This is a genomic window from Pseudomonas sp. TREG-RG-20F-10-E-6-01, from assembly GCF_022662455.1.
Lineage (GTDB): Bacteria > Pseudomonadota > Gammaproteobacteria > Pseudomonadales > Pseudomonadaceae > Aquipseudomonas.
This window is the reverse complement of record NZ_JAKNQP010000001.1, coordinates 997,577-1,018,670: the sequence shown is the minus strand read 5'-3', so window position 1 is coordinate 1,018,670 and position 21,094 is coordinate 997,577. Positions and strand designations below refer to the sequence as shown.

At 60.9% G+C, this 21,094-nt stretch carries 15 protein-coding genes and 2 pseudogenes; 9 read left to right on the top strand and 8 right to left on the bottom strand.

Annotation, left to right across the window (positions count from 1 at the left end):
* Positions 1–2: 2 nt before the first annotated feature.
* The 5 genes from L8K08_RS04785 to L8K08_RS04765 all read left to right on the top strand — a co-directional run bounded on the left by L8K08_RS04785 (position 3) and on the right by L8K08_RS04765 (position 5,708).
* Positions 3–872, top strand: coding sequence for a cell division protein FtsQ/DivIB (locus L8K08_RS04785; protein ID WP_106579561.1), 870 nt, complete (start codon positions 3–5; stop codon positions 870–872).
* Positions 873–887: 15 nt separating this feature from the next.
* Positions 888–2,153, top strand: coding sequence for a cell division protein FtsA (gene ftsA / locus L8K08_RS04780; protein ID WP_017138181.1), 1,266 nt, complete (start codon positions 888–890; stop codon positions 2,151–2,153).
* A 66-nt stretch (positions 2,154–2,219) separates the two neighbouring features.
* Complete coding sequence (gene ftsZ, locus L8K08_RS04775) at positions 2,220–3,425, top strand: cell division protein FtsZ (RefSeq protein ID WP_017138180.1); 1,206 nt, start codon at positions 2,220–2,222, stop codon at positions 3,423–3,425.
* A gap of 112 nt (positions 3,426–3,537) precedes the next feature.
* A complete protein-coding gene (gene lpxC, locus L8K08_RS04770; protein WP_003216227.1) occupies positions 3,538–4,449 on the top strand; it encodes a UDP-3-O-acyl-N-acetylglucosamine deacetylase in 912 nt (303 codons plus the stop codon).
* Between the two features lie 260 nt (positions 4,450–4,709).
* Positions 4,710–5,708 (top strand): hypothetical protein, encoded by a 999-nt coding sequence (locus L8K08_RS04765; protein WP_242194646.1) that lies wholly within the window; start codon positions 4,710–4,712, stop codon positions 5,706–5,708.
* A 145-nt stretch (positions 5,709–5,853) separates the two neighbouring features.
* Here L8K08_RS04765 and L8K08_RS04760 read toward each other — a convergent pair whose 3' ends face one another.
* The 7 genes from L8K08_RS04760 to L8K08_RS04730 all read right to left on the bottom strand — a co-directional run bounded on the left by L8K08_RS04760 (position 5,854) and on the right by L8K08_RS04730 (position 17,802).
* Positions 5,854–7,347: a sensor domain-containing diguanylate cyclase gene (locus L8K08_RS04760; RefSeq protein WP_242194643.1), complete on the bottom strand. Its 1,494-nt coding sequence runs from the start codon at positions 7,345–7,347 to the stop codon at positions 5,854–5,856.
* 60 nt (positions 7,348–7,407) lie between these two features.
* On the bottom strand, positions 7,408–8,901 hold the full coding sequence (locus L8K08_RS04755) for a sensor domain-containing diguanylate cyclase (RefSeq protein ID WP_242194640.1): 1,494 nt from the start codon (positions 8,899–8,901) through the stop codon (positions 7,408–7,410).
* An 87-nt stretch (positions 8,902–8,988) separates the two neighbouring features.
* Positions 8,989–10,311, bottom strand: coding sequence for an OprD family porin (locus tag L8K08_RS04750; protein ID WP_242194637.1), 1,323 nt, complete (start codon positions 10,309–10,311; stop codon positions 8,989–8,991).
* A 1,190-nt stretch (positions 10,312–11,501) separates the two neighbouring features.
* Positions 11,502–12,866 (bottom strand): heavy metal sensor histidine kinase, encoded by a 1,365-nt coding sequence (locus tag L8K08_RS04745; RefSeq protein WP_242194634.1) that lies wholly within the window; start codon positions 12,864–12,866, stop codon positions 11,502–11,504.
* Positions 12,856–13,533 carry a heavy metal response regulator transcription factor gene (locus L8K08_RS04740; protein ID WP_053254480.1) on the bottom strand — a complete coding sequence of 226 codons (678 nt, stop codon included), beginning with the start codon at positions 13,531–13,533 and terminating at the stop codon, positions 12,856–12,858. The genes L8K08_RS04745 and L8K08_RS04740 overlap by 11 nt, the downstream gene beginning before the upstream one ends.
* A 10-nt stretch (positions 13,534–13,543) precedes the next feature.
* On the bottom strand, positions 13,544–16,639 hold the full coding sequence (locus L8K08_RS04735) for a multidrug efflux RND transporter permease subunit (protein ID WP_106579554.1): 3,096 nt from the start codon (positions 16,637–16,639) through the stop codon (positions 13,544–13,546).
* Positions 16,636–17,802 carry an efflux RND transporter periplasmic adaptor subunit gene (locus tag L8K08_RS04730; protein ID WP_145166229.1) on the bottom strand — a complete coding sequence of 389 codons (1,167 nt, stop codon included), beginning with the start codon at positions 17,800–17,802 and terminating at the stop codon, positions 16,636–16,638. Before L8K08_RS04730 ends, L8K08_RS04735 begins: the two co-directional genes overlap by 4 nt.
* A gap of 219 nt (positions 17,803–18,021) precedes the next feature.
* Between L8K08_RS04730 and L8K08_RS04725 the strand changes: the two genes are divergently transcribed.
* The 4 genes and pseudogenes from L8K08_RS04725 (at position 18,022) to L8K08_RS04710 (ending at position 20,904) form a co-directional block, all read left to right on the top strand.
* Positions 18,022–18,255 carry a hypothetical protein gene (locus tag L8K08_RS04725; protein ID WP_242194632.1) on the top strand — a complete coding sequence of 78 codons (234 nt, stop codon included), beginning with the start codon at positions 18,022–18,024 and terminating at the stop codon, positions 18,253–18,255.
* 164 nt (positions 18,256–18,419) lie between these two features.
* The gene (locus L8K08_RS04720) at positions 18,420–19,211 is read left to right on the top strand and encodes a transporter substrate-binding domain-containing protein (protein WP_145166228.1); all 792 of its coding nucleotides are present in this window, start codon (positions 18,420–18,422) and stop codon (positions 19,209–19,211) included.
* Positions 19,212–19,396: 185 nt separating this feature from the next.
* A pseudogene (locus L8K08_RS04715) lies at positions 19,397–19,581 on the top strand (hypothetical protein); the annotation flags it as partial.
* A gap of 159 nt (positions 19,582–19,740) precedes the next feature.
* Positions 19,741–20,904, top strand: coding sequence for a transporter substrate-binding domain-containing protein (locus L8K08_RS04710; protein ID WP_242194630.1), 1,164 nt, complete (start codon positions 19,741–19,743; stop codon positions 20,902–20,904).
* Between the two features lie 90 nt (positions 20,905–20,994).
* On the opposite strand, the pseudogene L8K08_RS04705 reads toward L8K08_RS04710, so the two are convergent.
* Positions 20,995–21,087: pseudogene (locus L8K08_RS04705) on the bottom strand (YkgJ family cysteine cluster protein); the annotation flags it as partial.
* Positions 21,088–21,094: the final 7 nt, after the last annotated feature.

Sequence of the window (21,094 nt, the reverse complement as noted above, 5' to 3'; positions counted from 1 at the left end):
ACATGAACGGCGCATCGCTTCGTCATCAGCCCCCACCAGCACCCGGCCGCAAGCCGGTGCCACGGGGTGCCAGCCGGATGGTGGCTAAAGAGCCGATGTCGGCGCGCCTGCCGAAAGCCAACTTTGGTTTCCTCAAGGCGCTGTTCTGGCCGGTGCTGCTGGTGGCGTTGGGCTTCGGCACATATGAGGGTGCGCAGCGCCTGTTGCCGTATGCCGACCGGCCGATCACCAAGATCAGTGTGCAGGGCGACTTGAGCTACATCAGCCAGCAAGCGGTACAGCAGCGCATCGGCCCGTACCTGGCGGCGAGCTTCTTTACCATCGACCTGGCCGGTATGCGCTCGGAGCTGGAGCAGATGCCGTGGATCGCCCATGCCGAAGTGCGCCGCGTGTGGCCGGACCAGGTGACGATCCGCCTGGAAGAACAACTGCCCGTGGCCCGTTGGGGCGATGAAGCGCTGTTGAACAACCAGGGCCAGGCGTTCACCCCGCGTGAGCTGGCCAACTATGAGCACCTGCCGCAGCTGTTCGGGCCGCAGCGGGCGCAACAGCAAGTGATGCAGCAGTACCAGGCCTTGAGCCAGATGCTGCGGCCACTGGGCTTCTCCATCGCACGCCTGGAATTGCGTGAGCGGGGCAGCTGGTTTTTGACCACCGGGGCAGGCAGTTCCGGCCCGGGCATCGAGTTGTTGCTGGGACGCGACCGCTTGGTGGAAAAGATGCGCCGCTTTATTGCCATCTATGACAAGACCTTGAAAGAACAGATTACGAACATTGCGAGCGTCGACCTGCGTTACGCCAACGGCCTGGCCGTCGGCTGGCGTGAACCAGCTGCGCCGACGACAGCCAAACCCGCTGTCGCGAAGAATTAAGAAGAGGCAGGACCCATGGCAAACGTGCAAAGCGGAAAAATGATCGTCGGTCTCGATATCGGCACCTCCAAGGTGGTGGCGCTGGTCGGCGAGGTCGGGGAAGACGGTGTTATCGAAATCGTCGGTATCGGCACGCATCCGTCCCGGGGCCTGAAGAAGGGCGTGGTGGTGAACATCGAGTCCACCGTGCAATCGATCCAGCGCGCCATTGAAGAAGCGCAGTTGATGGCCGGCTGCCGGATTCACTCGGCGTTTGTCGGCGTGGCCGGCAACCATATCCGCAGCCTGAATTCCCACGGCATCGTGGCCATCCGCGACCGTGAAGTCAGCTCGGCGGACCTTGAGCGTGTACTCGACGCGGCCCAGGCCGTGGCGATCCCGGCTGACCAGCGCGTGCTGCACACCCTGCCGCAGGACTACGTGATCGACAACCAGGAAGGCGTGCGCGAGCCGCTGGGCATGTCGGGCGTACGTCTGGAAGCCAAGGTTCACGTGGTGACCTGTGCCGTCAACGCTGCACAGAACATTGAAAAATGCGTGCGCCGCTGCGGTCTGGAAATCGACGACATCATTCTTGAGCAGTTGGCGTCGGCCTACTCGGTATTGACCGACGACGAAAAAGAGCTGGGCGTGTGCCTGGTCGACATCGGCGGCGGCACCACCGACATCGCGATCTTCACCGAGGGTGCGATCCGTCACACCGCCGTGATCCCGATTGCTGGCGACCAGGTCACCAACGACATCGCCATGGCGCTGCGTACACCGACCCAGTACGCCGAAGAAATCAAGATTCGCTATGCCTGCGCCCTGGCCAAACTGGCCGGTGCCGGTGAAACCATCAAGGTGCCAAGTGTCGGCGACCGCCCACCGCGTGAGCTGTCGCGCCAGGCCCTGGCCGAAGTGGTCGAGCCACGCTACGACGAGCTGTTCACCCTGATCCAGGCTGAGCTGCGCCGCAGCGGTTACGAAGATTTGATCCCGGCCGGCATCGTGCTGACCGGTGGCACCTCGAAGATGGAAGGCGCGGTCGAACTGGCTGAAGAAATCTTCCACATGCCCGTCCGCCTGGGCGTGCCCCATGGCGTCAAAGGCCTGGGCGACGTAGTGCGCAATCCGATTTATTCCACCGGTGTGGGCTTGCTGTTGTACGGGCTGCAAAAGCAGACCGACGGCATTTCCCTGTCGGGCCCGAGCATCCGTGACAGCTACCGCGGTGGCGACGACGAAGCCAAAGCGCCGTTGTTCGAGCGCTTGCAGGCTTGGGTGAAAGGCAATTTCTAAAGATTTACCGCAACACCGTAATAAGCAGTAGGCGAAAAAACTAGAGAAAACGAAAGGAGAGGGAACATGTTCGAACTCGTAGACAACATCCCCGCAAGCCCGGTTATCAAAGTAATCGGTGTCGGCGGTGGCGGCGGCAACGCTGTCAACCACATGGTCAAGAGCAACATTGAAGGCGTTGAATTCATCTGCGCCAACACTGATGCCCAGGCGTTGAAAAGCATCGGCGCGCGGACCATCCTGCAATTGGGCACAGCTGTGACCAAAGGCCTCGGCGCTGGCGCCAACCCGGAAGTCGGCCGTCAAGCCGCGCTGGAAGACCGCGAGCGTATTGCTGAAGTGCTGCAAGGCACCAACATGGTGTTCATCACCACCGGCATGGGCGGCGGTACCGGTACCGGTGCGGCCCCGATCATTGCCGAAGTGGCCAAGGAAATGGGGATTCTGACCGTTGCTGTCGTAACGCGTCCGTTCCCGTTCGAAGGTCGCAAGCGCATGCAGATCGCCGACGAAGGTATCCGTCTGCTGTCTGAAAGCGTTGACTCGTTGATCACCATTCCCAACGAGAAGCTGCTGACCATCCTGGGCAAGGACGCAAGCCTGCTGTCCGCATTTGCCAAGGCTGACGATGTTCTGGCCGGTGCCGTTCGCGGTATCTCCGACATCATCAAGCGCCCAGGCATGATCAACGTCGACTTTGCCGACGTACGTACCGTGATGAGCGAAATGGGCATGGCGATGATGGGCACTGGCTGCGCCAGCGGTCCGAACCGTGCACGTGAAGCCACTGAAGCGGCGATCCGCAACCCATTGCTCGAAGACGTGAACCTGCAAGGCGCACGTGGCATCCTGGTGAACATCACCGCCGGTCCTGACCTGTCCCTGGGTGAGTACTCCGACGTGGGTAGCATCATCGAAGCCTTCGCTTCCGAGCACGCGATGGTCAAAGTCGGTACCGTTATCGATCCGGACATGCGTGATGAACTGCACGTGACCGTGGTTGCTACCGGCCTGGGCGCAAAAATCGAGAAGCCTGTAAAGGTCATCGACAATACCGTTCACACCGGCCACAACAGTCACGCCAGCCAGCAAGCTGCCGCTCCAGCGCCTGCGCGCCAGGAACTGCCGTCGGTGAACTACCGTGATCTGGACCGTCCGACCGTGATGCGCAACCAGGCTCAGGCCGGTGCTGCGGCGTCCCGTAGCCCGAATCCGCAAGATGATCTGGACTACCTGGACATCCCGGCATTCCTGCGTCGTCAGGCCGATTAATGGAATGTATCAGGGCTATGAAGGTGATTGGTGTTCAGCAAAGGTCTGGTCTGTTATTATCGCCAGCCTTTGTTGATACCAGTTCGCAATTTGCGCTGAAGCGGTCCAAGCCATGATTAAACAACGCACCCTGAAGAATATTATCCGTGCCACAGGTGTAGGTCTGCACTCCGGGGAGAAGGTATACCTGACCCTCAAGCCCGCACCTGTCGACACCGGCATCGTGTTTGTTCGTGCCGACCTGGACCCTGTGGTGCAGATTCCTGCTCGCGCGGAAAACGTTGGCGAAACCACTATGTCGACCACACTGGTCAACGGTGACGTCAAAGTGGACACGGTGGAGCACTTGCTCTCGGCCATGGCTGGCCTGGGCATCGATAACGCCTACGTCGAGCTCTCCGCGTCCGAAGTCCCTATCATGGATGGCAGCGCTGGACCCTTCGTATTCTTGATTCAATCTGCCGGCCTGGAAGAACAGGACGCAGCCAAGAAGTTCATACGCATTCTGCGGGAAGTGACAGTAGAAGACGGCGACAAGCGCGCCACCTTCGTCCCGTTCGAAGGCTTTAAAGTGAGCTTTGAGATCGATTTCGATCACCCGGTATTCCGTGACCGCACACAAAGTGCAAGCGTGGATTTTTCCAGCACTTCGTTCGTAAAAGAAGTCAGCCGCGCCCGTACCTTTGGTTTCATGAGTGACATCGAGTACCTGCGCAAGCACAACCTCGCACTCGGCGGCAGCGTTGAAAACGCCATCGTGGTCGACGCGGATGGTGTACTGAACGAAGACGGCCTTCGCTATGAAGACGAATTCGTGAAGCACAAGATCCTCGATGCAATCGGTGACCTCTACCTGCTGGGCAATAGCCTGATAGGCGAGTTCAAAGGCTTCAAGTCGGGCCACGCCCTTAACAACCAGTTGCTGCGCAAGTTGATTGCACAGACAGATGCTTGGGAAGTCGTGACCTTCGAAGATGCCAGCACCGCACCGATCTCTTACATGCGTCCCGTTGCGGCGGTGTAAGTAACAACTCTCTTCTTTAGTTTTGAAAGGCCACCTTCGGGTGGCCTTTTTTTATGCTTAAAAAATAGCAAGTTGCGCGGTAATGACATTGTCGTGAAACGTGTTGCAACTTTCGACGGTATTTTTGTAGGAACTGATACTTTTTCGTGTACCACACAGTCTTCGTGAGGCCGTTGAATAAAGTACCAATAGCTAAACGAGTTTTGAATTAACGCGAGATCAGTGAATACATACCTACTACTGTTGAAGGAATACCGATCATGAACGCTATCGCTCCAGCCGCTGTATATCGCAGCCCTGACCCTCAGCAACAAAACGTCAACAATAACCCGCCCGAGCGCTCTTTTGCCGCGCCCTATACCGCGAATGTGTTCGGCGGTGAAGCGAAGTTTCAGCCGATCCCCACGGTGTCTTTTTTTCCGCGAACCTATGCCACCATCGCCGCCAGGGTCACCCCGATAGCTGGCGGCCCGAGCGCGGGCGTGAGCGCAACGGCACGGTTTGATCCCGTCATCAGCTTACGGCCCAATGACAGCGGCGGCCTCACCGTCAGCTTCGCACCCAAGATGCAGCTGGAAGTCGGCGGCAGTCTGAGGGCCGGCATTCCCAATATTTTAGGCACGGGCGTGGGTTTTAATGTGGGGGGCAGCCTTTCACAGCGATTTACGTTTGGCGCACCGGAATTCAGCGCCACTGTTCATCCAAGTGGTGAATTCAACTTTCACGCTAATTTGAAGCCTTCAATTGTCAGTCAGCAATCACTGAGTGTGAATGGCGGTCTTGAGGGCAGCCTTGCCAGTTCTGGCGTTAGTGTGGGCGGTGGCGTGAACCAAAGTGTTACGCATATGACTGGGCAACATATAAACGTCGGCGGGGCGGGTCTTCAATTCACACTGTCTCCCACTGGTAAACCGACTATCACGCAAAACGCCGACAACACATTATCCATCGCCAATAGTTATACCTTTTTCCTCCGGACAAGTATTAACGCGAATATTCGAGCAGGGCAGGTGGGCGCCAATGGCGGAGCAGGCGTGTCACCGTCATTTACCCTTCAACACAAAGTTACTTTCAGTACCGACCTGACCAGCAAGTCCCCGCCAAAACACGAGTTTTCCGCAACATCGGGCGTTTCGGTCGATGGCTCCTTCGGTTTAAGCGTGTCTCTATTGCCACCGCAGTTTCCATTGAGTGTTACAGCGCAAGTGGGCGCTGACCCGAGAGTCTCGGTGTCAGGAGGTGGCAGCTACACGCTGTAAAGGCTGCCTCTGTGAAAAATGTACTGACTCACTGTCATCAGCAGGAGGCACCGTCAGCGTCGGGATCCAAACCCACGCTGACGGTGCGGCGAGCGGCCTTGCTCCAACCGCATTGATTGACCGATTAGCCCAGGTAGCAGGCTTTTCAGGGAAGGGCTGCGGCATCCACGATGCGGTTGCGCCCGCTGTGTTTGGCCTCATACAGCGCCTGATCCGCGCTCAGCAACAATGCCTCCAGCGATACGCGGCTGCGTTTGTCCCAGGTACTCATGCCGATACTCACCGTAATCGGCCGTTCGGCGCCGGCAAACCGTGGCAAGTGCTCGACGCTGCTGCGGATATGCTCGGCGATCACCCAGGCGCCCTTGGCGTCGGTGTGCGGCAGCACCACGGCAAACTCCTCCCCGCCATAACGCGCCGCCAGGTCAGCCGGGCGGCGGATGTTGTCTTCAATGACCCTGGCCACCGTGCGCAGAGCCTCGTCACCGCCGTGGTGACCATGGCGGTCGTTGAAGGCCTTGAAGTGATCCACGTCGATCATCAGCAGCGTCAGCGGTTCGGTCGAGCGTTGCGCGCGGTCCCATTCCAGGCGCAGGCGCTGATCGAGGATGCGACGGTTTGCCAGGCCGGTCAGCGCATCGGTGGCTGCCAGTTCTGACAGCACTTGCTCGGCGCGGTGGCGGCGGCGCAGCTCGTTGCTGAGCATCCAACTCAGCCACAGCAGACCGATGCACAGCACGCCCGTCGCCAGGCTGATCAGCAAGGCTGCGCGTTTCCATTGGGCGAATACTTCATCGGTGGACAGTGCCACCACGACGATCAGCGGCAAATTGCCGACCGTGGAAAAGCTGTAGAGCCGCTCTCGGTGGTCAACACTGGAAACGCCGCGAAAGCTGCCATCGCGCTCCTTGAGCATGCGCGTGACGTTTGGCCGCTGGCTCAGGTCCTTGTCGATCATGTCCAGTTTGAGCATGGGATGCTGCGCCAGCAGAATGCCCTGCTGGTTGATCAGGTTGATGGTGCTGTTGCTGCCGATATTCAGGCTGCTGAACAGCTGGTGAAAATAAGAAAAGCGCATGGAGGCCACCGCCACCCCCTGAAAGCGCCCGTCCGGCCCGGAAACGCGGCGGCTGAACGCAATGCGCCATTGGTCGTCGCACACGCAGCGCGCCATGAACGGGCGGCTGATGTACAGCCCGATGTCGGGGTCTTTGCGCTGCACCTGGAAATAATCGCGATCAGCGAAGTTGCCGGACTTGGGCGTGAGCAAGGACGAGTCGGCGATCACCTCGCCACCGGCGTCCAGCAGCAGGATCTCGCCCTTGTAGGGCGCGGCCGCGGAGCGGTCGAACTGCACCAGATGGCGGATATCGGCGGAGACGCTTTGCAGGTCGTTGCGCTCGGTGGCGGCGATCAGGCCCTTGAGGGCCATGTCATAGAGCTCGACGTTGCGCAGTACATCGGCGTCAATCAGTTGGGTGATGTTGTTCGCGGTGCGCGTGGCGGTCTGCAGGGTATTGGCGTGTTCGCGAATCAGCAGCACCGCCACGATCGCCACGATCAGCAGGGCCGTGAGGACACTGCCAAGGATCAGCAGGCGTTCCGGGCGACGTGTAGAGCGAGAAAGGCTCGGGCTCATCGGGCGTACTTTTGCGTCGAAGATGCCATTAGCGTAGTCCGTGTACGGCGTTGCAGCAGGTCAGGGCCCGGTGGCCTCCACAATCCGGTTTCGCCCACTGTGCTTGGCCTCATACAGTGCCTGATCCGCGTGCAACAGCAGCGTCTCGAGTGACAGGTGACTGCGTTTATCCCAGGTACTCATGCCGATACTCACGGTGATCGGCTGTTCAGCGCCGGCGACGCGCGGCAGGTGCTCGACGCCGCTGCGGATATGCTCGGCGATCACCCAGGCGCCCTTGGCGTCGGTGTCCGGCAGCACCACCGCAAACTCTTCCCCGCCATACCGCGCGGCCAGGTCGGCGGGACGACGGATGTTGTTGGCGATCACCTGGGCGACCGTGCGCAGTGCCTCATCACCGCCGTGGTGGCCGTGGCGGTCGTTGAAAGCCTTGAAGTGGTCCACATCGATCATCAACAGCGTCAGCGGCTCGGTGGAGCGCTGCGCGCGGTCCCATTCCAGGCGCAGGCGCTGGTCCAGGGTGCGACGGTTGGCCAGGCCGGTCAGGTCATCGGTGGCGGCCAGCTCCGACAGCACTTGCTCGGCGCGATAGCGACGGCGCAGTTCGCGGCGCAGCATCCAGGTCAGCCATAACAGGCCAATGCAGAGCACGCCGGTGGCGCCGCTGGTGAGCAGCGCGGCGCGTTTCCACGGGGCGAACACGTCTTCGCTGGCCAGCGCCACCACCACAATCAGCGGTAATTCACCGACATTGGTGAAGGTGTACAAACGCTCGGTGCCAGTGATGGCCGAGATCGCCCGAAAGCTGCCTTCGCCTTCGCGCAGTATGCGTTTGAAGTTGGGCCGATCGCTGAGGTCCTTGTCGATCATGTCGCGCTCCAGCAACGGCTGCTGGGCGAGAAGAATCCCCTGGTTGTTCAGCAGGTTCACCGAGCTGCCATTGCCGATGGTGAGGCGGTTGAACAATTGATCGAAATACGCCAGGCGCATCGTTGCCACCGCGACACCGGCAAACTCACCGTCCGGCCCCGTGACGCGGCGACTGAATGCGATGCGCCAGACTTGATCGCAATTGCAGCGAATCCTGAATGGGCGGCTGATAAACAGGCCGGCCTGGGCATTCTGTCGATGCGCCTGGAAGTAATCGCGGTTAGCGAAATTGCGTGGCGTTGGCCACAGCGTCGAGGAGTCGGCAATCACTGCACCGTTGGCATCCAGCAACAGCACTTCGCCTTTGAAGGGCGCTGCGGTGGACTGGTCAAACTGCACCATGTGCCGTATGTCCGGTGACGCCTGCGCCAGGTCCTTGCGGGTGGTGGCCTTGATCAGACCCTCCAGCGCCAGGTCATAGAGCTCGACGTTACGCAGCACGTCAGCATTGATCAGTTGGGTGATGTTGGTGGTCGCGCGCTGGGCGGCCTGGACGGTGCTGGCGTGTTCGCGGTTCAGCAGCGCCGCGACGATAATCACAATCAGGGTGACGGTCAGGCTACTGCCCAGAATCAGCAAAAGCTCCGAGCGTGCAGGTAAAGAAGGAGGGCGGAGTTGACTCATCGCGCAGACTTCAACAGATAAGATACTGGCAGTTTAGTTCTACGCGATGAAAATTAGGGCATGGGCTAAAAAAGAAAGATTGGCGGGTTAGAACACGTTGATCGGGTAGTCCACGATCACCCGGTATTCGTCCACATCCCGATCCACTGCCGCGTAGCCATTTCCGCCGCGGTTGGTCGCCCATTGCAGGCGCACGGCCAGGTCCTTGGCTTTGCCGCCTTGCACCACGTACTTCAAATCGATGTCGCGCTCCCAGTGTTTGGCGTCCTTGCCATCGGCGCTGTACCAGGCGCTGTAGCCACGGCTGTTGGGGTCGACCTTGGTCAGGTCGGTCTTGCCGCTGATGTAGGAAACGGCAGACGTCAGCCCTGGCATGCCCAGGCCTGCGAAATCATAGGCGTACTTGAGTTTCCACGAGCGCTCGTTGGGGCCGTTGAAGTCCGAGTATTGCTGGGAGTTGTCCAGGTAGACGCTGTCGCCCTGGCTGATGTAGTCGAACGGCGTGTTGCCGTTGACCCGCTGGTAGGCGGCGGTGAGGCTGTGGTTGCCCACGCCCACGGTGAAATGCAGGCTGTAGGTGTTGTTGTCGATGCTGCCCAGCAGCGAGCGGCCGGTGTCTTGGGTGTGGTAGTAGTGCAGGCCGGGGTTGAGGCTGACCAGGTCGTTCAGCGCGTAGGTGTAATCCAGGTCGTAGTAGTACTGGTGCCACACGTCCTTGAGTTCGGAAGCGTACAGGTTGCTGGTGACGCCCGGGATGGCGCTGAACGACACACCGGCCCAGTTCAGGTGCTGGCTGTCGACGTGGTCCGGCAGTGCACCGTAGCTGGTGCCGATGCGCCGGTGACCGCTCTGGTTGTAGAGCTTGGTGAAGCTGGCCTGGCCGCCTTCAAGCAGCCAGCCGTCGACGCTGTGGTTGGTCAGGCTTACGCCGCGGAAATCCTGCGGCAGCATGCGGGTCATGCCGCCGGCGATTACCGGGTTGTTGAGGAACAGGTCGCCGGCTTTCAGCTCGGTGTCGAAGGCGCGCATTTTCAAGGTGCCGCCTGCGGTGGAGAACGAGCCGGGCGCTTTGCCGTCGCCGCTGCCATACGGCAGGATGCTGGAGCCGTCGGTGCCGCCACCGCCGTCGAGCTTGAGGCCGAGCATGGCGTTAAGGTCCAGGCCGAAGCCGACCGTGCCTTGGGTGTAGCCGGATTCGAAGGTGCCGATGAAGCCTTGGCCCCATTCCTTGCTGTCATCGGTGTGGATGTCGCGACGGTCGCGGTTCATGTAGTAATTGCGGGTGTTGATCTTGAGGCTTGCGCCGTCGACGAAACCGTCGGCGGGGGTGGTGTCTGCCGCTTGGGCCAGGGGGGCGATCGTTGTTGCAATCGCTAGGAATAGCGGGGTGAACGTCAGCGAGTTCTTCACCGGTGGAGCTCCTTTGGTCAATCGTAAGCGGCCAATGTCGTGGGGGTGTGCCTGGCCTTTTTTTACCGCAAAAAAAAGCCGCTGAAGTCAGCGGCTTTGAACAGATTCCCAGTGTAGAGCCCTGGAAATAAGTCGAGGGAAATTTGGGTGAGCGGGAAGCTGTGGTTGCCGTCGCGCTCAACGGTGCGTCAAATTAGCGCAGGTGAGCGGTGCGGTACAGAGTGTAACAAGATAATGACTGTTGCCCAAATTGCAACAGTCGCGGGGGGGTTGTAGGGGGAGTGAGTACATATCCGTTGCTGCGGTCACGGCGGCTGGCGGTTCCGCTCTTACAGCGGGTCACTTTTGGCAAACGCCCCAAAAGTAACCAAAAGGTCTTTGCCCCACCACTCGGCACCTCGCTTAGGCTCGGTGTTCCCTCACTCCGGCTTGAATCCGTGGGCCGCCGCGACGGGCCATCCATGGCCCAACGCGGCTAACCCGGCGTCCTGCCGGGTTACCCACGGATTCAAGCCTGCGTTCGGCCAGCGTGGTTGACGGGGCCTGTCAGATCACAAGCAAGATCAAAAGCAAAAGCACGGCGGCCTGGTAGCCGACCTGAGTGGTAGAAGCAAAAGCGGATCAAAAGCACAGCAACACATTTCTATCTGATGCACAGAGCTCCAAATGTGGGAGCGAGTGCAGTCGCCAGCACCGCACTGCTGTGCTTTTCTGTGGGAGCTGGCTTGCCTGCGATGCAGGCACCGCGGTCCATCAGGTACACCGGGTTGATGCCATCGCAGGCAAGCCAGCTCCCACATTTGATTGAGTTCAGCTTCCAAAATCAGGTCGGCTGTCAGGCCGCCTCGGTTTTGCTTCTACCACTCAGGTCGGCTACTAGGCCGCCGTGCTGTAGATCTTGATCTTGATCTTAGGCGCCCCGTTAAACCACGCTGGCCTCACGCAGGCTTGAATCCGTGGGTAACCCGGCAGGACGCCGGGTTAGCCGTGTTGGGCCATGGATGGCCCGTCACGGCGGCCCACGGATTCAAGCCGGAGTGAGGGCACACCGAGCCTAAGCGAGGTGCCGAGTGGTGGGGCAAGAGCCTTTTGGTTACTTTTGGGCTCTTTTCAAAAGTGACCCGCCGTAAGGGCGGAACCCCAAAGCGGCCATCACCCAAATAACGGATATACCCCCAGCAAACCACCCCCTACACCGGCAGGGTTATGCCAAACGTATTTCCCCCACCCTCACTGCGCACAAACACATCCCCGCCGTGCATCAAAGCGATCGCCTTCACAATCGCCAACCCCAACCCATGATTCGCCCCGCTGTTGCTGCGTGACGCATCCACCCGATAAAACCGCTCGAACAGCCGGGGCAAATGCTCACTGGCAATCTCAGCCCCCGGGTTGGTCACCCCAATCGCCACCTGATGCTCCTCTACCTCAATGTTCACCTCGATAACCTGCCCCGGTGCGGTGTGCTGCACTGCGTTGCTCAGCAGGTTAATCAACGCACGGCGCAGGTGCGCTTTCTCGATTTGCACCAAGGCGTCACCGCGTACCCGCACTTGGACTTGGGCGTCTTCGAGGATGAAGTCCAGGTAATCGAGGGTCGTGGCCACTTCGTCCGCCAGTGAACTTTCGATCAGCTTGGTGGCCTTGCTGCCCTGATCAGCACTGGCCAGGAACAACATGTCATTGATGATCGAACGCAGGCGCTCCAACTCCTCAAGGTTGGATTGCAGCACCTCGAAATAATGCTCGGCCGAACGCCCGCGTGTCAGCGCTACCTGGGTCTGGCCGATCAGGTTGGTCAGCGGCGAACGCAGTTCATGCGCCACGTCGGCATTGAATGACTCCAGGCGCGAGTAGGCCTGCTCAACCCGATCCAGGGTGGAGTTGAACGAGTTGACGAACTGGCTCAACTCCGGCGGCAACGGCGACAGTTGCAAGCGCCCCGAGAGCTTGGGCGGCGCAAGCTTCTGCGCTTCATCCGAGAGTTTGCCCAACGGCTTGAGGCCGATGCGCGACACCCAGAACCCCAACAGCGCCGCCAGCACCACGCCGACAAACGCCAGGCCGATCAACGCCACCAGCAACTGGTGCTGAGTCGCGCGGAAGTTTTCAGTGTCGATGGCGATCATAAAGCGCAGCGGCGGGCGCTGTTCTTTCGCCGCGAACTGGCTCACCAACACCTTGAACGGGTACTCGCGCCCCGGCAGGCGCAAGTCGCGCTTACCGGTCGGCCCTGCGGCGAACGCGCGGATCTGCGCATCCGGGTTGCCGTACTCGTAGTTCGGATCGCTGCTCACCACCCAGAAGCGAATGCGCTTGTCTTCCTCACCGAGCAATTTCAGTTTGGCGGTGATTTTCGCCCAATGGTCCGGCGTGCCAAAGCGGTTCACCGAGGATTCGAGCACGCTGTAGCGCGCATCCAGCTCGGCGCCCGGCAACAACCCAAGGCCGCGGTCCACTTGCTGGTACAGCGCGCCACCGATCAACACGAAGATCAGCAGCGCCACCAGCGTGAACATGCCGCTCAGGCGCAGGGCGATGGAGTTAGCCGACACTGCGGTTCTCCAGCACATACCCCATGCCGCGAATGGTGTGCAGCAGTTTGTGCTCGAACGGCCCGTCGAGCTTGGCGCGCAGGCGCTTGATCGCCACTTCGACGACGTTGGCATCGCTGTCGAAATTGATGTCCCAGACCATCTCGGCAATTGCCGTTTTCGAGAGGATTTCACCCTGGCGCCGCGCCAATACGCTGAGCAGCGAGAACTCCTTGGCGGTCAAGTCCAGGCGCAGGCCGTTGCGGCTGGCCTTGCGGCTGATCAAATCGATCCACAAGTCAGCGACGGTGACCTGCACCGGCTCATGCCCGCCGCTGCGGCGGGTCAGCGCCTGCAGGCGCGCCACCAGTTCGAGGAACGAAAACGGCTTGCCCAAGTAATCGTCGGCGCCTTCGCGCAAGCCGCGAATGCGGTCTTCCACGCGCTCGCGTGCGGTGAGCATGATCACCGGTGTTTGCTTGCGCGCCCGCAGCGCGCGCAACACGCCGAAGCCGTCGAGGCCGGGCAGCATCACGTCGAGCACGATCACCGCGTAATCGTTTTCCAGCGCCAGGTGCAAGCCCTCGACACCTTCACGCGCCACATCGACGGTGTAGCCTTGTTCCGTCAGGCCGCGGTGCAAGTAGTCCGCGGTTTTTTCTTCATCTTCAATAATCAGGACGCGCATGACCCCGCCTTCAGTGTGTGGTCGCCAGCGCCAGCGCTGGTTTGGGCCTGTGGAAAAACTTCTCAAGGTACAAGTATATGACCGGCGTGGTGAACAGCGTCAGCGCCTGGCTCACCAGCAAGCCGCCGACCACCGCAATCCCCAGCGGCTGGCGCAACTCCGCGCCCGGGCCGGAGCCGAGCATCAGCGGCACCGCGCCGAGCAGGGCGGCGAGGGTGGTCATGATGATCGGCCGGAACCGCGTGACGCAGGCTTCATAAATCGCCTCCTCGGGCGGCAGCCCGCGCACGCGCTGGGCGTCCAGGGCAAAGTCGATCATCAGGATGCCGTTTTTCTTGACGATGCCGATCAACAACACCAGGCCGATCAGGGCCATGATCGAAAAGTCCTGGCCCAGCAGCCACAGCATGATCAGCGCGCCCAAGCCCGCTGAAGGCAAGGTCGAGATGATCGTCAGCGGGTGCACGAAACTCTCGTACAACACACCCAGAATAATGTAGACCGCCACCAGCGCCGCGAGGATCAGCCAGGGCTGGCTGGCCAGCGAACTCTGGAACGCCTGGGCCGCGCCCTGGAATGTGCCGATCATGGTGGACGGCATGCCGATTTCGTTCTTGGCCTGGTTAAGCATGATCACCGCATCGCCCAACGCCACGCCAGGCGCCAGGTTGAACGACAGGTTGGCGGCCGGGAACATGCCGTCATGGCTGATCGACAAGGGCCCCACGGTGGGCGGGTCGACCTTGGCCAGCGCCGACAGAGGCACCATCTCGTTGGTCAGCGGCGAGCGCAGGTAGAAGTAGTTCAGGCTCTCGGCCTTGCCGCGTTGCTGGGTGTCGAGTTCCAGCACCACCTGGTACTGGTTGATTTCGGTCTGGAACTCGTTGATCTGGCGCTGACCGAAGGCGTCATACAGCGCCTGGTCGACATCGGTGGCGGTCAGGCCGAAGCGCGCGGCGGCCTGGCGGTCGATGCTGATGTGGGTGATGCTGCCGCCCAGCTGCAGGTCGTTGGACAGGTCGCGAAAGGCCGGGTTGGCGCGCAGCTTTTCAGTCAGGCGCTGGGTCCAGGTGTTCAGCGTCGGGCCGTCGTTGCTCTTGAGCACGTATTGGTACTGGGCGCGGCTCGGGCCGGAGCTTAAGTTGATGTCCTGGCCGGCGCGCAGGTACAGCACGATGCCCGGCACCTTGGCCAGTTTGGGGCGGATGCGGTCGATGAACTGGCTGGCGGACACATCGCGGTCACCGCGGTCTTTCAAGGCGATCCAGAAGCGGCCGTTGGCGATGGTCTGGTTGCTGCCGGTCACGCCCACCGAGTGGGAAAACGCTTCCACCGCCGGGTCGGCCTTGACGATCTCGGCCAGGGCTTTGTGCTTGGCGACCATGTCCGGGTACGACACGTCGGCCGCGGCCTCGCTGGTGCCGAGCACGAAACCTGTGTCCTGCACCGGGAAGAAACCCTTGGGGATAAAGATGTAGCCGACCACGGCCAGGGCCAGGGTCACCATGAAGATCGCCGCCATCGTGCGTTGATGGGCCAACGCGCGACGCAGGTTGCGCGCGTATCCGGCCAGCAGGCGTTCGCTGAAACCGGGCTTGTCGTGGGCGTGATGGGTGGGCGCGCGCATGAACAGCGCGGCCAGCGTCGGCGCCAGCGTCAGCGACACCACCACCGAAATCAGGATGGTCGAGGTGGCCGTCAGCGCAAACTCCTTGAACAGCCGTCCGACCACGCCGCCCATGAACAGCAGCGGAATAAACGCCGCCACCAGCGAGAAGCTGATCGACACCACCGTAAAGCCAATCTCGCCGGAACCCTTGATCGCCGCTTCGCGTTTATCGAGGCCCGCCTCCAGGTGGCGGTGAATGTTCTCCACCACCACGATGGCGTCGTCCACCACAAAGCCCACGGCGATTACGATCGCCACCAGCGTGAGGTTGTTCAGGCTGAAACCCAGTACATACATCAGCGCAAAACTGGCGATCAGCGACACGCCGAGCACGCTGGACACAATCATCGTCGCCGACAATTGACGCAGGAACAGCGCCATCACCGCCACCACCAGCAAGATGGCAATCAGCAACGTCACTTCCACTTCATGCAACGAGGCGCGAATCGTCTTGGTGCGGTCGGTCAACACGCTGACCTGCACCGAGGCCGGCAACATGCCTTCCAGGCGCGGCAGCTCGGCTTGAATGCGGTCCACGGTTTCGACAATGTTGGCGCCGGGCTGGCGCGAAATCACCAGGTTCACGCCGGGCGTGTCGCCCGACCAGGCCTGTACGTAGGCGTTTTCCGAACCGTTGATGACTTTGGCGATATCACGCAGTTGAACCGGTGCGCCGTTCTTGTAGGAAACAATCAACTGGCCGTATTCATCCGGGTGAAACAGCTGGTCGTTGGTCGACAGGGTCGACACGCTGTTCTCACCGTAAATCGCGCCCTTGGCCAGGTTCAAACTCGATTGCTGAATGGCCAGACGCACGTCGGCGAGGGTCAGGCCAATCGCCGCGAGTTTGTCGGGCGAAGCCTGTACGCGAATTGCCGGGCGTTGCTGGCCGGTGATGTTGATCTGGCCGACGCCGTCGATCTGGCTGATCTGGCGGGCCAGCAAGGTCTCTACGTAATCGCTGAGTTCGGTGCTGGGCATGCTGTCGGAACTGACGCTGAGGATCAGCACGGGGCTGTCCGCCGGGTTGACCTTCTTCCAGGTCGGCAGGCTTGGCATATCGCTGGGCAGCTTGCCGGAGGCGGTGTTGATCGCCGCTTGCACTTCCTGCGCAGCGGTATCGATGCTTTTGTTCAGGGTGAATTGCAGCGTCAGCAGGCTGGAGCCCAAGGCGCTGCTGGAGGTCATTTGCGTCATGCCGGGGATGGCGCTGAATTGCACCTCCAGCGGGGTGGCCACCGACGACGCCATGGTGTCCGGGCTGGCGCCGGGCAACTGCGCGGTGACCTGGATCGTCGGAAATTCCGCTTCTGGCAGTGGGGCGACGGCCAAGCGCGGGAAGGCAATTAACCCCAGCAGCACCAAGGCGAAGGTCAGCAGCAGGGTGGCGACCGGGTGGTCGACGCACCAGGCCGACGGCGAACGGCTGCCGCTCATGGCTGCACCTTGGCGTCTACCGTCTGGATGGCTTGTGGCGGCTCTTTGAGCACCTCGACCTGGGCGCCGGCCTTGAGCCGCGACTGGCCGTCGCTGACCAATACATCCCCGGCCTGCACGCCCTTGATGATGTTCACGTCGCTGTCCTGATAGGCGATTTGCACCGGCACAATCTCGACCTTGTCACCGTTGACCCGGTACACGAAATGCGCATCCAGGCCGCGCTGCACCACGGTCGGCGGTACCACCAGGGCGTTCTTGTCGAGGGCGGTCTGGATCTTGATGGTCACCAGTTGCCCCGGCCACAGGCGCTGCGAAGCATTCTTGAACTCGGCCTTGGCGCGCAGCGTGCCGGTGGTGGAGCTGATCTGGTTGTCGATCAGGCTCAGGTGGCCTTCACCGAGCAAGTCGCCGGTCTGGCCGTCGGTGTCGGCGCCCATGTAGGCATCGACGCTGGCTTGAGTCGGCGATGCGATCAGGCCTTGCAGGGTCGGCAGCATTTGTTGCGGCAGTGAGAACTCCACCGCAATCGGGTCGATTTGCGTCACGGAGAACAAGCCCTGGGTATCGCTCATGCGCAGGAAGTTGCCTTCATCCACCGTGCGAATGCCGACGCGACCTGTCACCGGAGAGCGAATCTGGGTGTAGGAAAGCTGTACCTGAGCGGAGTCGATGGCAGCCTGGTTGCCTTGCGCCGTGGCTTTGAGCTGGTTGACCAAGGCTTGTTGCTGGTCGTAGGTCTGTTTTGACACGCCGTCGTCGATGCTCAATTCCTTGTAGCGCTTGAGGTTGACCAGCGCGACTTGCAGTTGCGCCTGGCTTTCCCCCAGTTGCGCCTTGGCCTGGTCGAGGCTCGCGCGGATCGAGCGGTCATCGATGGTGGCGAGCAGGTCGCCGGTTTTGACCAGTTGGCCTTCCTTGACCAGCAACTTGGTGAGGATGCCGTCGATTTGCGGGCGGATCACCACGCTGTGCAACGACAGCACCGAGCCGATGCCGCTGACAAAGCGGGGAATGTCCTGTTGCACCACGCTCACCACTCGCACCGGGATTGCGCTCGGCGCCGCCAGTTTGGTCTTGGCGGGCCGGGTCACGGCCCAGGCTGCAATCGCCACTACCACGAGGACACCCACGGTCAGGGCGGTTTTTCGTTGAATGTGCATGGGGTGAGGCGCCGGGGCAAAGGGGTGGGAAAATTAAGATGCTTTCTTTATAGCCCGCCGACCCGGTCAGCACGGTGACTGCTAACTGACAGCGCTGTCAGTAAAGTCAGACCATTCGTACAGGCGGTGGTTAAAGATCCGGGGCGCGCAGGTATACTGCGCGCCAGCGCGGCCCGCAAGCCGGCCGCCGCCTCATTTTCTGCATGCCCCGGAGCTTCCATGACTTCCCCGACACAATCCCCTGTTGAAGCGACCGACCTCGTCGATCCGGCCAGCGCTGAAAGCGTTGAAAAAGCCGAGATCCCGGCGTTCAAGTTTCCGTTCAAGCCGGGTGAACTGGCCGGGGCCAAGAATGCGGCCCAGCCTTGGTACAAAAATGGCGCCAAAAACGGCCATACCAAGTCGCCAGGTATGGCACCGCCGGGCACTCGTCGTTCGATGGGTAAACGCTGAGAGTAATCGGTCACGTATTTGTCGGCATTGCCTTACATCGCTCGCTGACGTTTCTGATTGCAGGTGCACGACCGTTTCTTGAAAGCTTGCACAGCATTTGCTTCGCCCAGGTGGATGGCGCCGGGGCGTGGTGAGGCTGGACTTTCCGGAAAAGGACTCACCTTGTGGTTTCGATACGTGTCTGTGTTGCGCCTGCCTTATCCCTGCTGGTCGCTGTTTTCTGCACACCTGCGACAGCTGACGAACCACGACGCGAGATCCGTTTCGCAGTCGCCGCGCAATTCCCGCCGTTCCAAAGCCGCAACCAGCACGATCAACTGGTGGGGCTCAATATCGACCTGGGAAACGCGTTGTGCCAGCAACTCGGTGTGCGTTGTACCTGGGTTGATCAGGTGCTGATGGAGAGTTTTCCTGCGCTTGAGGGTCGACGGTTCGACGCGATCATGGGCATGGCGCCCACCTCCAGGCGCCGACAATGGGTGAACTTCACGGATACGCTGTACCCGTTCACCACCCGGCTGGTAGGGCGCAAGACCTCCGGCCTGATGCCGACGCTGCAGTCGCTCAGGGGCAAGCGGGTCGGCGTGCTGCTGGGGAGCAACCGCGAAGCCTTTGCTCGAATCAAGTGGGCGCCGGCGGGCGTCATCATCAAGAGTTTCTGGCTCAATGACGAATTGACGCGCAGCCTGGTGGCCGGCCATATCGATGCGACGCTGCAAGGCACGGTGGAAATCCGCACGGCACTGCTCGACACCGCGCAGGGTCAGGATTTCGACTTCCTGGGTCCTGTTGTGTCGGCCGAACTGCTGGGTGACGGCGCGGCCATCGCGGTGCGCAAACCGGACACCGCCTTGCGCCAGGACCTCAACCGTGCGCTTGAACAACTGCGCCAGAGCGGTGAATACCAGCGCATCGTGCAGCCCTACAATCTGAACGAGCCGCCTTCCGACCAGTGATGGCTGATTAATTGCGCGGAACATGAGCGGGATCAGTGTTCGCCCCATGGGCGCGCTTAGCGTCGACGACCTGACGACTCCTCCAATAATTACGAGCGCGCTTATGCCACGCAGGTGACCCGGGAAGGGGCGACGGTGGAGTATCAGTCAGTGCGCACCAAGCCGGACCCGCGCGCGATTGATCGCTGACACAGCGCACCCAGCAATCGACCAATGAAATCCAGCGCATGATCAACACCCTGCAAGGCGTAGCCCGCGATGCGGTGCAAGCCGTGGCACACAGCAGAGCCAATGCAGCTCAGGCGACGTGGCGGCGCTGGCGCAAGATTTACGTCTGCTTGCGCAGGCGTTCTGGGGCCAACGGCGCTGACGCCAAAAAGCGTCTAGGCTGAATTTGGGAATTCTCCTATGAAACAAACAGGCGTGTCGTAGTTAAAGACCAGTCAGTGCTTGTTAGAACGTCGGGTGCGTTCGGGCCGTGAGTGATAGAGCACGGACGTCTCACGCCACTTTTGAACAGGACAGGTCTATGACTACGGCAAAAAGAATATTGGCTCTGGCGCTGATAATGTTGGCCGGGAGCGGATGCGCGGTGGCTCCCCCTCCCGTAAACCCGTGGAGCGAAATTCGCTTCGGGGTCGAGGCGGATGTACCGCCGTTTGAATATCGCAATGAGCAAGGCGAACTCCTCGGGTTGGATATCGAGCTGGGCAACGCCTTGTGTGCTGAGCTCAACGCGCGCTGCGTGTGGGTCGATCAGCCTTATGCAACCAACCTTGCCGCGCTCCAGGCCGGGCGTTTTGACGCCATCATGCCGATGACCGCGACGCCGCCACGGCGCGAAACAGTCGACTTCACCCATCCGCTCTATGCCCTTGAAAGCCGATTGGTCGCGCCCACAGGTTCCAGCCTTTTGCCAACCCCCGGTTCGCTCAGAGGCAAACGCGTGGGCGTACTGACGGGTACCAGTCGAGCCGCTTTTGCGCTGGCACGGTGGGCGCCTCAAGGCGTGCAGGTACGTCAATTCAACCTCAATGCCGAGCTGATCAAGGCCTTGAAGGCCGGTGAGTTGGACGCGACCTTGCAAGACACGGTTGAAATCACCCAAGCGTTGCTGAACACCCCTCAAGGCAAAGCGTTTGCCTTCGCGGGGCCGGTGATCAATGACGAGTTGTTGGGCAGCGGCCCGGCCATAGCGGTGCGCAAAACCGACCCGCAATTGACCGCGGCGCTGAACACGGCGCTGCAGCGCTTGAAGGACAGTGGCAAATACGCGGCCATTACCCAGCCTTATCTGGCACCGGCTCCGGCTGAATCCGCAGCGGCCCGGATGATTTACACACCGGCGCAAGGTGGTTTTCCTTACTCGGAGGTGGTGCAGGTTGGGCACACCCTGTATCTCGCCGGCGTGTTGGGCCTGGATGAAAAGGGCAAGCTGGTGCGCGGAGGCATTCGCGCAGAAACCGCCCAGGCCCTGGAAAACTTGCGTGGCACGCTCAAGACAAAAGCCTTGGCGATGGACAGGGTAGCCAAATGCACGGTGATTCTTGCCGATGTCAAAGATTTCGCGGCAATGAACGAGGTGTACGCCAGTTATTTCCCCGCAGGCCGGCTTCCTGCCCGAACCACCTTTGCGGCAGGCAAGCTGCTGTTGAATGCGCGGATCGAAATCGAGTGTATCGCCAGCCTGTAAGCCCTCGCAGGCTGCGGGCCTGAGATGCCCGCAAGGAAATAAACGCGTAGTTGGCCGGCACCTGGGTGGCGATCCTGGCGCCGGCATCCAGTAGATGTTGCAGCGGCTGTCTTCGTCAAGATTCCGGCAGCGCCCGGCGTCGTAGGCGGCAAAGGTGATCGCCACAAACGCCTCGGTAGTGCCTCTATGC

Coding starts and splice junctions, on each gene's coding strand:
- L8K08_RS04785 (WP_106579561.1), top strand. CDS start 3: ATGAACGGCGCATCGCTTCGTCATCAGCCCCCACCAGCACCCGGCCGC.
- ftsA (WP_017138181.1), top strand. CDS start 888: ATGGCAAACGTGCAAAGCGGAAAAATGATCGTCGGTCTCGATATCGGC.
- ftsZ (WP_017138180.1), top strand. CDS start 2,220: ATGTTCGAACTCGTAGACAACATCCCCGCAAGCCCGGTTATCAAAGTA.
- lpxC (WP_003216227.1), top strand. CDS start 3,538: ATGATTAAACAACGCACCCTGAAGAATATTATCCGTGCCACAGGTGTA.
- L8K08_RS04765 (WP_242194646.1), top strand. CDS start 4,710: ATGAACGCTATCGCTCCAGCCGCTGTATATCGCAGCCCTGACCCTCAG.
- L8K08_RS04760 (WP_242194643.1), bottom strand. CDS start 7,347: ATGAGCCCGAGCCTTTCTCGCTCTACACGTCGCCCGGAACGCCTGCTG.
- L8K08_RS04755 (WP_242194640.1), bottom strand. CDS start 8,901: ATGAGTCAACTCCGCCCTCCTTCTTTACCTGCACGCTCGGAGCTTTTG.
- L8K08_RS04740 (WP_053254480.1), bottom strand. CDS start 13,533: ATGCGCGTCCTGATTATTGAAGATGAAGAAAAAACCGCGGACTACTTG.
- L8K08_RS04735 (WP_106579554.1), bottom strand. CDS start 16,639: ATGAGCGGCAGCCGTTCGCCGTCGGCCTGGTGCGTCGACCACCCGGTC.
- L8K08_RS04730 (WP_145166229.1), bottom strand. CDS start 17,802: ATGCACATTCAACGAAAAACCGCCCTGACCGTGGGTGTCCTCGTGGTA.
- L8K08_RS04725 (WP_242194632.1), top strand. CDS start 18,022: ATGACTTCCCCGACACAATCCCCTGTTGAAGCGACCGACCTCGTCGAT.
- L8K08_RS04710 (WP_242194630.1), top strand. CDS start 19,741: ATGACTACGGCAAAAAGAATATTGGCTCTGGCGCTGATAATGTTGGCC.